The organism is Oxalobacteraceae sp. CFBP 8761, assembly GCA_014841595.1.
In the GTDB taxonomy this organism is placed as follows: Bacteria; Pseudomonadota; Gammaproteobacteria; order Burkholderiales; family Burkholderiaceae_D; genus Telluria.
The window spans coordinates 1-13447 of sequence record JACYUE010000001.1; the positions used below are offsets into that span (position 1 = coordinate 1).

Here is a 13447-nt window from a genome sequence, read left to right on the forward strand (position 1 = left end):
GCGCCGATGATAGTGCTGCAACCAGTGTGAAAGTAGGTTATCGTCAGGCTAGTTATATAGAAAAGCACCACTCAGTGACCTGAGTGGGGCTTTTCGCTTTGGAGCGCAGAAACTCAAATGCCTGAATGATCCGTGGCTAACTCCTCACTTCGACGGAACTCAGCATATGTATGATCAGACCAACTCCACTTGTGCCGGCGCTCATCCAAGACGTTACGCATCAGAAGAATGAATACCAGGAAGCATGGTACCGACGATCGCCTACATTGGTGCAAAGTCCATCTCGCCATCATCGCTGTCACACGATAATTCCCGGCTATCGAGGTAGCCAATAAGATTGCTTGCTCTGTACCGAGATCGCGGTGCCTTCAAATCAGCTCTCCCTTGCTTCTCTCAGTGCCTTGACCGTCGGGCCCACTTGCCAGCAGTACTACGCCGTTATGCCGTCAAGCAGGCAGCCGCAATGCTAACGCCCAGCTCGAGGATCCGATCGACGCACCGATGGTACGAGTCTGCACCCCTGCGTTGAGAAATCCAGGTTTTGGTGGATGGCTGGTATAAGGGCAAAGCGCGTGCGCGCGCTTGCGTGTGATGTGGCAGAAGCCGTGGACGCGGCGTCATTGAAATCTGGGTTGGTCTGATTGTGAATACCCATCGAGGCAACGTCAGAGCGGCTACGGATATGCTTACGGCGGCGCATATTATTGACCGCACCCAACCGGTTGAGGACGGGCCCGCACCCGTTGTCAATTTCCGGCAGTAAGACGCCACCGATTTTCGGCGTAATGGCACCACTTTGACCACTGATTTCAGGGGCTCAAACTGAGGTTGCAAGAATGCTCGATTTCGAGTGGCCTGGCAACGAGGTTTTCCGATGTAAATGGGGTTTTTAGACTATTTATTGTCGACCCAAATGCTGTGCCTGACCTTCTAGCCGGAGACCGTAAGGCTCTGCCGAGGCCATCCGTTGTGGGAGGACGCCGTCGATGGGTAGGCGCCTGCGGTCGAGTACAATCGACAGCAACCGGCCTAGGAGCAGTCACCCGGTTCTCTTTCCAAAAAATCGCGACCGAAAAAAATTATGAGAAACCTGGCTGAACTGAACATAATGAGGGGGGAAAGGCCGTGGAGCGCCCGGCACCCTCAAGAGAAGACATTGTTGAATTTGAACAAGCTTTTGGAGTGTCGCTGCCGCCCGGACTGTCTTTTCTTTTGCAAGCTTCGAACGGAGGTCATCCTGAATTCGACGCCGTTGGCGGCCCGGATGGACATTATGCAATCAATTGCTTTTACCATCTCATCGCGAGTGACAAAGGAACGAAAAGCATATGGTATGCAATGACACATTGGCGCCCGATTTTGGGCGATCATGCTGTTCCATTCGCCAACACTGGCGGTGGCGACCAATTTTTTATCGACCTGTCAAATAATCCTCCGAGTGTAAAGCTATGCCGACACGATGAAGGAATGCGGTTAATTGAGGTCGCGCCTTCCTTTGAAGTTTTTATTGACGAACTCAGTTTCGATCCCGATATGATCTGATGGATGCGCGGCGTTCGTGCGATTAGTCAGACCTCATTTATCGCGGCCTTCCTCCTCTTTTCTAGTGGTGGTTTGGACCCTTCCGACTCAGGCGGCAGGGCACGATAGCTCTCTCCATTAAGCACTAGTTTGTATGCGCCATGGCGTAAGCGGTCTAAGGTGGCCGCGCCAATCATCTTGTTAGCCGTGAAGGCGGCGCCTCACTCGTCGAAGTGCAAGTTCGACGTCAGGATCGTGGCCGTTCTCTCGTAGCGCTCAGCAATCAGGTCGTGGAAATCCTCGTCCTCGGGCGGTCGGAGCGGTTTCAGCCCAAAGTCACCGATGATGAGCAGCGACACCTTGCTGAGGTACTGCAGGCGCCGTTCGTACGTGCCCATGGCCGGCGCGGTGCGCAAGCTTGCCATGAGCTGGGTCTGGGTGATGAACAGCACGTCATAGCCCTGGCGCGCGGCTGCGTGCCCCAGGGACTGCGCCAGATGGCTCTTGCCTGTTCCACAGGGGCCGGCGATGAGCACGGCCACCTTCTCGTCGATGAATCGGCAGGTTGCCAAGTCAGGGACGGCGGCGCGGTTCACTCCGGGCAATCGGTTGAAGTCGAACCCGTCGAGCGTCTTCTGGTTGCGGAAGTTCGCGCCGCGCATGCGCTGCGCCAGCTTCTTCTGGTCGCGGCGGGCGACGTCGTCATGAATTAGCAGGCTCAGAAACTCGGTAAAGGCCAGTTTGCGGTCGATGGCTTCGCGGTTGCGTGCTTCCAGCGAGTCGAGGATGCCGGACAGGCGCAATTGTTTGAGCAGGGAAGTCAGTTCTGGAATTGAGTGCATGGTCGTTCTCATTGAAAGAGAGTATTGGTGGCGCGGTAGAGGCGACCGCTCTCGGTGTAGGTGCTGGCCAGGGCGTCGAACGCCGCCAGCAAGTCTTGTTGGTCGAGTCCTTTCTCGAGGATGCGTTTGACGACGTTGAGACCGGGCGTGCCGTAGTGGTTGGCACGCGAAAAGGCCGCCTCCAACCTGACGGCGCCGTATTTCTTCTGCAGCCCCAGTACGCCCGGCACGGCGCGCATGCGGATCAGTACCTTGTCGCCGAACATGGCGCGAACCATGGCCGCGCATGCCGGGCCCACTCGTTCGGCCTCCGCCATGCACCATTTGGTGTCCTTCAGGAGCCATGCCTGTGCCTCAGGCGGCATGTGGTCGGGCACGGTCTTGCGCTCGCCCCGGTGCTTGAGCCGTACGTGGGTGGCGACCGGCTCGTGTTCGAGGTACATCGTCACCACGGTGTCGCTCGCCTGGAGCCAGAGTGCCCGGCCGACCAGGCGGAACGGCACGGAGTAATAGATGTACTCGAACTGCACATGGGTATCGCGATGGACCTTGACCTTGAGTCACGTGGCCAGTTGGGGCGGCACGTCGGGCAAGGGCTTGAGCAGACTCTTTTCCACGGCGGCGAAGCGCTTGAGGGGCGCTTTGCGGGTCGTGCCGTGGATGCGATTGCCGGCCTGTCCCAGCACCCATTCCTGCAGTTGCCGATTGGCGTCTGCCAGGTCGCGGAATTCACGCAGTGGCAGGAAGCCGCCCTTGATGTATTTGACGCCCGCTTCCACGATGCCCTTCTTTTGCGGATCCCTGGACGGACAGGCATCGATCTTGAATCCATAGCCCTCCGCGCACTCGCCATGCGAGCGCTGTACTTCCGGCTCGTACACGCAGTTCCGCGTGATCGCGCACCTGGCGTTGTCGATCGTCACGCGAACGGGCGCGCCGCCGAACCACTCGAACGCACGGCGATGGAAGCCGACCCAGGTGGCGACGGTCTGGTCGCACACGAATTCGGCGTACTGGTGGCGCGACCACGCCAGCGTCATCACGAAGAACCAGGTCTTGAAGATTTCGCCTGTATGCACATCGGTGATGGGCGGACCAGCGCCGTAGTCGACTTGCACCGCCTCGCCCGGCTTGAACTCCAGGCGCAGCGGCACCTCAGCTACGTTGTCGACTCGCGAACCTGGGCGATCTTCTTGCGGCCCATGGTCTTCGACCGGGCGATCTTCCGGTCTGAGATGGTCACTACGAGCCGAGCAGCGGCTGCCTGACTGCCCGCCGGCGTCAGTTTTTTGCCGTTGTTCGTCGTAGGCGTGCGCGACGCATACAACGCTGAGTAGGCTCAGACGCTGTTTTGGAAAGCTGGTTCTATCCGTGTTGACCTCAATCGATCGCTTTCTTGTTGAGGCAGAGTCACCGCCGCACCCAGTAGACCAGACCAGGCTAGCCGACCGCTGCGCCAATACTCGAATAGGGCAGCTGGGCTGCAAGCTTGCCGAACGGTAGGGTGGACTCTCTCTGCGCCGATGATGGTGAGCGGTCGCTCATACCGTTTCGCGGCGCAGCGTTTGGTACTGTCTCGTTCGATTTCCTCCAACCAACGTCGATAGCAGGCTCTGCGATATCGTAAAAAAGCCGTTGACAATCATCATGAAACATCGCATACTCTCTTTCCTCCTGCTGCGACGAACACAACGCTTCGAAGAATACGGCAGAGGAAGCAGCACCGAATAAAGTTCTTTAAAAATTAACAGTCGATAAGTGTGGGCGTTTGATGAAGGTGCCAAGAACCTCGGTTCTTGATTACTTAAATTATCAAATGTTCACAAAANCGCTGTCCCGTGCCAGGTTCGTCCTCCGATATGGTTTCCAATGCCGGTCCACGAAGTCCTACTAGGATTGCCTCTCCTTGTTCATCAATGTGAAACTCTCCATATTTCGCACTGCTCCAACGACTCCCATCGCCTTCTTTGAAATACCAGGCGTCCGTAACAAGGACATTCCTGTTACCTCGCCGCACTACCTTAATCAATACCTCATCCGGCTTCGGTTTGTCGATCCCAACACGCCAATGCGTGACGACTGCCACGCCGTTTGCACCGCGTTTTGCAACCGCCAGGCCGGAGGCTTGTGTTGAGTCTTCGACTTCCGCAGGCAGAATGAATCTGAGCCTCATATAGTCACCCTGCATCAATGAGCGAGGATCCACCGGTTCTAATGCCACAAAGATCGTCGTGCCTTGGCGGATTAGCAGTTCGTTATCCCAGATTTTGACATTGATTGCGATGACGATCACACTGACTGGGACCACAAGCGCCCATTGCTTCCACCGGGCCGCAGGTATATCGACTGGTGAAATAGGGTTCCCCTGACTCTCCCGGTTCAATAGCCGATTGCTAAAAACTAAGGTCACACCGATACCAAATAGAAGAAAAGCTTTGTAGAGCAGGGGCCAGTCGAGCCTGTAATACAGCGATCCTGCCGTCCACAACCCGGCAACACAGGACACAAGCGCAAGGTGCTTTCGATAGAACAGAAAGTTGACGATTCCCATAAGGATGATGGCTCCCAGCGGCAAGGCGAAATAGCTGAGTACTGAAACCGGTATCGTGGCAAATAGCAACCAGGGGCGGTAGGACGTGTTTGCTTTTCCCGCTAACCACAGACAGGACCCTGCTGCAGTGCAGACCGAGATTACTGGAGGAAGGATGAGAAAATTTCCCAAACCAGTTCCTCCGTCCATCCATGCATGAAAGAACACAGAACCACTAAGCAGAAACGTGGGGCCAGAAGAGTAGGTCAGCATCACAATGATCATCAAGCCAGATCCGATCAGGATGGATTCGATGATCTCTGCCGCCAGATAGCTGCCAGCACGCTCGGTCTGTTGCAACAAGACGTGTGCAGTCAGCCACGCAAAACAGGACCCATACCAGGCAGGCAAAGGTATGAAAGACGTGATGTACTGCATGTTGCCGTCAAACCTTGCGCCTAATAGCCATACTGCTGCAGCTGCCAATAAGGCGCGTATCCATCGTTGCGGAACAAGGCAACTGGATGCAACGGCTACGAGGCCTGGTAACAGCTCTGGACCTCTGTGAAGCGGATTGAAATAAAGAAGAATCAGACTGCTTGCCATAAAGGCCGCCGCCGCATACTCGAGAAAAAGCGCAGTGGGGCGGGCAGCCAGAATGCCGATGGCGCATGCAAGCGTGATGCTACCAACGACAACCGGCTGCCAACCCTGTGCATCTTCAAGAAACAGCATCACTAACACGCCGCACAGCGGGATGGCTGCGAGCGCAGTCATCAGCGCAGTCATGATGACAACAGGCCAAGGTCGGGATGCTTCTCCAGTGTCCTTGGGTGGTGCCTCGATCAGTCCTGAGGCGATGGCGTCCTGAAGCGCACGTGCCAAATCCTGACTCATGATTTATCCTCCACCAAACGGGCGCGATGTAGCTCGAGGATCAGCGACACGGTAATTCCCAATACGACGAGTGCTGCAAGCGCACTGATGCAGAAAACAACGAGGAGTGAGTTGAATTCAAAACCCATCTTGGTGAATCCGCCAACGATCAGCAAACCCATGCCAAGCGCGCAAATACTGAGTGCGCGAATGTCGAATAACTGATGCAATATGCCAAGACCAGTCGCGTAGGCGACGGCGAGTAGCGCAGCTATATAAATGTCGCTGGCATCATGAAAAAGACTGGCAATGCCAGCTGTCGTGACGAATACCGTGGAACACAGAATCGCCAGGTTGAAAGACCAAATCCCGGCACCGGTATAACGCTGTGATGGCTTGAACAGCGCATATGACATGCTGAACATGAGCACAAACGTCAGAAGATTGGTGCCGGTCAGATGGTTATCATGCTGCCAGAGGCCCAGGTGTCGCCACCATACTGTCACGCCCGTCATCGCAACGATGAGCCAAGCGCACCATATGGCATCAGAACGCGCGGCCAAAGCAAGCGGTACCCCCAGTGCTGCCCACCCTGCAAACATTTGCCACAAGTCGGCCCCGGACTGATAGTGCTGGCCAAAGAACGCCAGCAACGCGCCGATGACCAGAAATCCAAGTAGCGTCAGGGGCGTTCGACGTCGGATACTGCGAGCTGCCCACACGGCTGCGGTGACGAGGGCCAACTCCAGCCCGAAGAACATGGGAAACGGGTTTTCGGTTATCCAGTTGGCCGCGACAAAAAAAATGACGCCCAGTCCGGCAAACAGAAGCGCGACAAGATACACCGCCTGTTGTAGTGACACTTTGGCTGCGATACCAATGCCTTCACGTGACGCGCTGTGGAGCAATGAAGCGTAGGTATTCGCCGGAAAATGGTGTCGTCTGGCGAGTTCTAGAACAGCCAAGCGCATGCTTAACATGATTTTCTCCATAGAAAGTCGTGAAACATTCTAGGAGCCATCACGTCAACTAGCCTTGATGCGGCAGAACGATCTGTCAGGCACCCCTGGCATGGGTTTGATCAAGGCCATTCAGACTCACTGCCCCGTCACCGTTACCGGTTCGACCGTCTTGGCCACGCCGCGGCTCTGGCTGATGCTGTCGCCATCATCGCGGCGCAGGCGCCAGAACACCAGGGAAGAGAACAGCGTCAGTATCGCCAGCGCCATGAACCCGTGGTGTATTGCTTGCGTCACCTGACCCCCATTGGTCTGGGACACGTCACCAAGGAACCAGGCGGTGACAATCGATCCAGCGGCCAGGCCAAAGCTCATCGACAATTGCTGCAGCGAACTCGAGATCGTGCTCGCCATGCTTGAGTCCGCCGGTTCGATATCGGCGTAGGCCAGCGTGTTCATGCTCGAAAACTGCAGTGAGTTGAAGAACCCCAGCATCAGGCTGATGCACACGATCATGATCAATGGCGAACCGGCATCGACCAGCGTGAACATGGCGATGGTGACGCCAATCATGATCGTGTTGGCCAGCAGCACCTGGCGATAACCGAAGCGCGCCAGCAGGCGCGGCGCGAACAGCTTCATTCCCATTGCCGCCAGCGCCGATGGCATCATCATGAGCCCCGACTGCCACGCCGGCATCCCCAGGCCCAGCTGGTACAGTAGCGGCAGCAGGAACGGCAAGCCGCCCACCCCCAGGCGTGTGACGAAGCCGCCCAGCACGGCAATGCGGAAGGTACGCACCTTGAGCAGCGTCAGGCGCAGCAACGGAAACTTCGTGCGGCATGCGTGCCAGGCGTAGGCGCCGAGCAAACCCAGTGCCAGCAAGAACAGCAGACCGGCCGTGATGCCGTCGAGCGTGTGTTCGCCAAACACTTCCAGCACCCACGACAACAAGGCCGTGCCGCTACTGAACAGCAACAGACCGGCCACGTCGAGCGGGCGCCGCTGCTCCGAACGGTAATCCGGCATATGCCGCCACACAAAGTACAGCGCGATCAGGCCCACCGGGATATTGACGAAGAAGATCACGCGCCATGACGTCCAGTGCACGATCAGCCCGCCGATCGTTGGGCCCAGCAACGGCCCGATCAGCGCCGGGATGATCACGAAGTTCATCGCACCCAGCAACTCATTCTTGGGGAACGTGCGCACGATTGCCAGGCGCCCGATCGGAATCATCATCGCGCCACCCAAGCCCTGCAGCAGGCGCGCGCCCGTCATCATCCGCGCATCGACCGACAAGCCGCACAACACGGATGCAAAGGTGAAGATCGCGATCGCCGTAAAAAATACGCGCCGCGTACCGAAGCGATCGGCCATCCAGCCACTGAGTGGAATACCGACAGCCAGGCCCAGGATATAGCTGGTGACAACGGATTTGAGACTGAGCGGTGTGACGCCGAGACTGGCGGCGATGCTGGGGATGGCAGTGTTGACGATGGTCGCGTCCAGCTGTTCCATGAACAGGGCGATGGCGACGAGCCAGGGGAGGTAGCGTTTGAGGGTGGGCGAAGGAGTCAATCGGGCCTCGACAACAGCGCGCGGACTGCGCCGCGAAAGGCCCGATTGTGTCATGAAATGCTATTTACCCGCGCCGTGTACCCGCAGCCGAAGCGGGTGTTACGTGGGTAACAAAACCCATCAGAAGCGGTAGGCTGCCTTGGCGACAAGCCAGTTGGCGCCGGCGTTCGGGCTCTTGATGCTGCCGTTCGAGTAGTGCTGGTATTTCAGGCCGAAGTCCCACTTGGCGGTGGTGTAGCCCACGCCGATATGGTCGCCGAACTGGAACGCGGTCGACAGTTCCTTGTCTTCATTCTTGTACAGCGTCGACAGCAGGTTCAGGCCGATGCCGATTTCGCCATACAGGCCCAGCTTGTTGTCGTTCTGGTAGCGGAACACCGGGGTAAAGCCCAGCACGCCGATGTTCTTGTTGCGACCGCGGACGTTCTCGTACGAGTTCAGGCGCCACAAGGCCAGGTTCGTTTCAAAGTAACCTGACAGATGACGGCCATTGCCTGCGAACCATTGCTTGTCCCAGTCCGACTGGATCGCGACACGGCCCATGCGCTGCTGCGGATTGGTGCCGTATTCGAACGATACGGAATCGATGTAGCCGTTGCCCACGGTGGACTGGGCGAACGCGGCAGGCGCGCACAGCGCGGCGCTGGCCAGCGCCAGCATGCTGATTTTTTTGAGAGTGAACATGGTCTACCTGGAAAGGGTGGGGGATGACATTTTGGAATAATGCGGTATTGTACTAGCGAGAACAATAGCGTGCTGGCAGCCACGCAAGCGGGCGGCGCAGGTATCATAGGCGCCCGCCGCAACAATATCGATCAATCACCATGGCCGAACCAACCATCACCCCGCTGTATCCGTTGACCGCGCCGATGCAGCGCCAACCCGAATCCGTCGTGCTGCCGCATGACCCGGTCGGCGAGCACATTGCCGCGCACCTGGGCGCCCCCGCGATGTTCTTCCACGAGACCGATGGCGGCGCCGTCCAGGTTGACATCCACGTGATCGGACCAACCGCCGACTTCCCCTACGTGCGCCTGGTAACCTCGGGAATGAGCAAGCGTCCGATGACAACGCCAGAGGGCGCGCCGCCGTTCGCTGAACTCATGATGACCTTGCCGGCAAACTGGCAGCTCGACGAAGCGTCGATCAAGGAAGAGCGCTGGTACTGGCCGGTGGCCCTGATGCGCCACCTGGCGCACTATCCGCACCACCAGGGCACCTGGATCGGCCTGGGCCATGCGCTGCCCAACGGCGCCCCGCCCAAGCCCTACGTCGATGGCGTGGGCTTCTGCGGCGCCATTCTGCTGCCGCCGGTATCGGCGCCGGAACCATTTCATTCGGTGACGGTCGAAGGCAAGGACATCTACTTCCACTGCGTCGTGCCACTGTTCAAGGAAGAACTGGATCTGGCGCGGCACCAGGGGTTTGCCGCCCTGATCGACAAGTTCAACGACAAGGACGTGACCGATGTCGTCGACCCGGCACGCAAGAACACGGTCAAGAAAAAATTCCTCGGCCTGTTCTAGGCGCCCTCAAGCAGGACCGGGCACGGTGCCCGGCCCGCTAGCTTGTCAGGCAACTGAAAGACGCATCTCCGCCAGGCGTACCCAATAACTCGCGCCAATCGGCAGCAGATTGTCGTTGAAATCGTAACTGGCATTGTGCAACTGGCATGGTCCAAGACCGTGGCCACCAGCGCGATGGTCGCCGTCGCCATTGCCCAGGAAGACATAGCACCCTGGTTTGGCCTGCAGCATGAAGGCGAAATCCTCGGCGCCCATGGTCGGCTCGACATTTGCGTTGACCGCGTCCGGGCCCACCACCGCGCGCATTGCCTCGATCGCAAACGCGGTCTGCTCGGTGTGGTTTACCAGCGGCGGATACTTGCGCTTGAAGCCAAAGTCGACCGTCGCGCCAAAGCCCGCAGCAATCCCGTCAGCCATTTCCTGCATGCGGCGCTCAATTAGGTCGAGCACCTCGGTCGTGAACGTGCGCACCGTGCCCACCAGCTGCGCTTCATCCGGAATGATGTTGGTGGCACTGCCTGCGTGGATCTGGGTGATCGACAACACCGCCGTGAGCAGCGGATTCTTTTCACGTGAGATGATCGTTTGCCACGCCTGCGCGATCTGCACCGCCACCATGATCGGATCGATGCCGCGGTGCGGCTGCGCCGCGTGGGCGCCCTTGCCGCGCACGGTCACGCGAAACTCGTTACTCGACGCCATCATCGGCCCGTCGACGACGGCAAACGTGCCTTCGGCAATGCCTGGCCAGTTGTGCATGCCGTACACGGCGTCCATCGGGAAGCGTTCGAACAGACCATCTTCGATCATGCGCTCCCCGCCGCCGCCGCCTTCTTCGGCCGGCTGGAAAATCAGATACACGGTGCCATCGAAATTGCGGTGCTGCGCCAGATAGTGCGCGGCGCCGAGCAGCATCGCCGTGTGGCCGTCGTGGCCACAGGCGTGCATCTTGCCCGCATTGGTCGACGCGTGGGCGAAGCCATTGATTTCCTGCATGGGCAGCGCGTCCATGTCGGCGCGCAGGCCGATCGCGCGGTCGGACGTGCCGTTCTTGATGATGCCGACGACGCCCGTCACGCCAAGGCCGCGCACGACGGGAATGCCCCACGCTTCGAGCCGGTCGGCCACGATCTGCGCGGTACGGTGTTCTTCGTAGCCCAATTCGGGATGCGCGTGCAGGTCGCGCCGGATTGCCTGGATTTCGGCGAGTGACGCCAGGATAGGTTCAACCAGTTTCATGATGTTCTCCGCGATGGGGACCTCGGTGGCGCTGCCGCGCGCTGCAGCGCGTCAGGCGCTGCACGTAGGGGTTTGCTGGAGGCCCCTCGGTTGTCTTGCCACCCTTGCATGGCATGGTTTTAACTATTGTAGCGTGCCTTAAACAGACTTGTCAGGGGAGGTCACGGACCCCGTCCGAATCGTATAAAGTATTGGTTTAGCGCAGTTTTTTCAGTGCAGCCTGCATTCAACGCCCAAATAACAATATGACCACCACCACCGTCCGTGCGACCTGTCCCCATGATTGCCCCGATACCTGCGCGCTGCTGATCAAAGTCGAGAACGGCGTCGCCACGGAGGTCAAGGGCGACCCGGACCATCCCACCACGGCCGGCGTGCTGTGCACCAAAGTCGCGCGCTACGTCGAGCGCACCTATCACCCGGATCGCGTGCTGTACCCGATGCGGCGCGTCGGCCGCAAGGGCGAAGGCAAGTTCGAGCGCATCACGTGGGACGCCGCCCTGGACGAGATCGCCACGCGCCTGACCGGCATTGCCGCGCGCGATCCCGAAGCGATCCTGCCGTACAGCTATTGCGGCACGATGGGCCTGGTGCAGGGCGAATCGATGTCGCTGCGCTTTTTCAATCAACTGGGCGCGTCGCTGCTCGATCGCACCATCTGCGCCACGGCCGGCGCAACCGGCTACCGGTATTCCATCGGTAGTTCGATCGGCACCGACCTCGAACAGTTCCAGAACGCCAAATTGATCCTGATCTGGGGCGGTAATCCGATCGCGTCGAACCTGCATTTCTGGATGCGTGCGCAAGAAGCCAAGCGCAATGGCGCTACCTTGATTGCCATCGATCCGTATCGCTCGCTCACTGCCGAAAAATGCCATCAACACATTGCGCTGCTGCCCGGCACGGATGCCGCGCTGGCACTGGGCATGATGCATGTGCTGATCAAGGAAGACCTGCTCGATCACGCCTACATCGACAAGCACACACTGGGTTTCGAGCCGCTCAAGGCGCGCGCGCTCGAATGGCCGCCGGAACGCACGGCCGAGATCTGCGGCATCACTGTCGATGAAGTGGTCAATCTGGCGCGCCTGTATGGCCAGACCGCAAAGAACGGCGAGGCGGCCGCGATCCGCGTCAACTACGGCATCCAGCGCGTGCGTGGCGGCGGCATGGCCGTGCGCAATATCGCCTGCCTGCCGGCCCTGGTGGGCGCCTGGCGCCTGCCCGCAGGGGGCATCCAGTTGTCGAGCTCAGCCTCGTTCCCGACCAACCGTCCGGCGCTGCAGCGCCCGGATCTGCTGGCGGGCCGCACCCCGCGCACGATCAACATGACCACGATCGGCGACGACCTGCTGCGCGAGAGCGCCCCCGATTTCGGCCCGAAGATCGAGGCCGTGATCGTCTACAACGCGAATCCGCTGGCGATCGCGCCCGATTCGCGCAAGGTGCAGCAGGGCTTCGAGCGCGAAGACCTGTTCACCGTGGTGCTCGAGCACTTTCATACCGACAGCGCCGACTACGCCGACATCCTGCTGCCGGCCACCACCCAGCTCGAACACGTCGATGCGCACCTGGCCTACGGCCACCTGTACATGATGGCCAATAACGCCGCCGTCGAGCCGGTGGGCGAATCCAAGCCGAATACCGAATTCTTCCGCCTGCTTGCCGCGCGCATGGGCTTTACCGATCCCTGCTTCCGCGAGAGCGATGACGCCATTGCAGCGCAAGCCTTCAACAGCAAGGATACGCGCGCAGTGCACTTCGACTGGGAGTCGCTCAAGCGCACAGGCTGGAGCAAGCTCAACATGCCGGACGCACCGTTTGCCGACGGCGGCTTCACGACGCCATCGGGCAAGTGCGAGTTCTTTTCCGAGAGCATGCTGGCCGACGGCCTCGATCCGGTGCCGACGTACATCCCGCCGTACGAGTCGGTCGCCTCGAACCCGGAGCTGGCAAAAACCTATCCGCTGGCCATGATTTCTCCGCCGGCACGGAACTTCCTCAACTCGACGTTTGTCAATGTACAGAGCCTGCGCGCAACTGAGGGCGAACCGCACCTCGACATCCACCCGCGCGATGCCGCCGCACGCGGCATCGCGCACGGTGACATGGCGCGCATTTATAACGACCGCGGTTCGTTCCTCGCCCGTGCACGCGTGACCGACAAGGCGCGCGCCGGACTGGTGGTGGGCTTGTCGATCTGGTGGAAAAAACTGGCTACCGACGGCAAGAACGCCAACGAAGTCACCAGCCAGCGTTTGACCGACATGGGCCGGGCGCCCACTTTCTACGACACCCTGGTGCAGGTTGAAAAAGCTGCGCCCCCGACACGAGATGACGCCCTCTAGATTCTCACAGGCCTTCCGGCCGCTC

General features: G+C 59.2%; 8 protein-coding genes and 2 pseudogenes. 3 read left to right on the forward strand and 7 right to left on the reverse strand.

Annotation, left to right across the window (positions count from 1 at the left end):
- Positions 1–1125 precede the first annotated feature (1125 nt).
- Positions 1126–1542 carry an SMI1/KNR4 family protein gene (locus tag IFU00_00005; protein MBD8540658.1) on the forward strand — a complete coding sequence of 139 codons (417 nt, stop codon included), beginning with the start codon at positions 1126–1128 and terminating at the stop codon, positions 1540–1542.
- A gap of 26 nt (positions 1543–1568) precedes the next feature.
- Here the strand turns inward: IFU00_00005 and IFU00_00010 are convergent.
- The 6 genes and pseudogenes from IFU00_00010 to IFU00_00035 form a co-directional block, all read right to left on the reverse strand.
- A pseudogene (locus IFU00_00010) lies at positions 1569–2363 on the reverse strand (ATP-binding protein).
- Between the two features lie 8 nt (positions 2364–2371).
- Positions 2372–3520: pseudogene (locus IFU00_00015) on the reverse strand (IS21 family transposase).
- A 647-nt stretch (positions 3521–4167) separates the two neighbouring features.
- Positions 4168–5790 (reverse strand): GDYXXLXY domain-containing protein, encoded by a 1623-nt coding sequence (locus tag IFU00_00020; GenBank protein ID MBD8540659.1) that lies wholly within the window; start codon positions 5788–5790, stop codon positions 4168–4170.
- Positions 5787–6749, reverse strand: a complete 963-nt coding sequence (locus tag IFU00_00025; GenBank protein ID MBD8540660.1) for a DUF2157 domain-containing protein — start codon at positions 6747–6749, stop codon at positions 5787–5789. The genes IFU00_00020 and IFU00_00025 overlap by 4 nt, the downstream gene beginning before the upstream one ends.
- A gap of 117 nt (positions 6750–6866) precedes the next feature.
- Entirely contained in the window at positions 6867–8309 is a 1443-nt protein-coding gene (locus IFU00_00030; protein ID MBD8540661.1) for a DHA2 family efflux MFS transporter permease subunit, read from the reverse strand.
- 120 nt (positions 8310–8429) lie between these two features.
- Positions 8430–8993 (reverse strand): acyloxyacyl hydrolase, encoded by a 564-nt coding sequence (locus tag IFU00_00035; GenBank protein MBD8540662.1) that lies wholly within the window; start codon positions 8991–8993, stop codon positions 8430–8432.
- Positions 8994–9178: 185 nt separating this feature from the next.
- Here IFU00_00035 and IFU00_00040 point away from each other — a divergent pair, with 185 nt between their 5' ends.
- The gene (locus IFU00_00040; protein MBD8540663.1) at positions 9179–9835 is read left to right on the forward strand and encodes a suppressor of fused domain protein; all 657 of its coding nucleotides are present in this window, start codon (positions 9179–9181) and stop codon (positions 9833–9835) included.
- Positions 9836–9880: 45 nt separating this feature from the next.
- Here the strand turns inward: IFU00_00040 and IFU00_00045 are convergent, their stop codons facing one another.
- Complete coding sequence (locus tag IFU00_00045; protein MBD8540664.1) at positions 9881–11074, reverse strand: amidohydrolase; 1194 nt, start codon at positions 11072–11074, stop codon at positions 9881–9883.
- Positions 11075–11319: 245 nt separating this feature from the next.
- Here IFU00_00045 and IFU00_00050 point away from each other — a divergent pair, with 245 nt between their 5' ends.
- Positions 11320–13422: a molybdopterin oxidoreductase family protein gene (locus tag IFU00_00050; GenBank protein MBD8540665.1), complete on the forward strand. Its 2103-nt coding sequence runs from the start codon at positions 11320–11322 to the stop codon at positions 13420–13422.
- The last annotated feature ends 25 nt before the right edge of the window (positions 13423–13447 follow it).

Coding starts and splice junctions, on each gene's coding strand:
- IFU00_00025 (MBD8540660.1), bottom strand. CDS start 6,749: ATGTTAAGCATGCGCTTGGCTGTTCTAGAACTCGCCAGACGACACCAT.
- IFU00_00045 (MBD8540664.1), bottom strand. CDS start 11,074: ATGAAACTGGTTGAACCTATCCTGGCGTCACTCGCCGAAATCCAGGCA.
- IFU00_00040 (MBD8540663.1), top strand. CDS start 9,179: ATGCAGCGCCAACCCGAATCCGTCGTGCTGCCGCATGACCCGGTCGGC.
- IFU00_00035 (MBD8540662.1), bottom strand. CDS start 8,993: ATGTTCACTCTCAAAAAAATCAGCATGCTGGCGCTGGCCAGCGCCGCG.
- IFU00_00050 (MBD8540665.1), top strand. CDS start 11,320: ATGACCACCACCACCGTCCGTGCGACCTGTCCCCATGATTGCCCCGAT.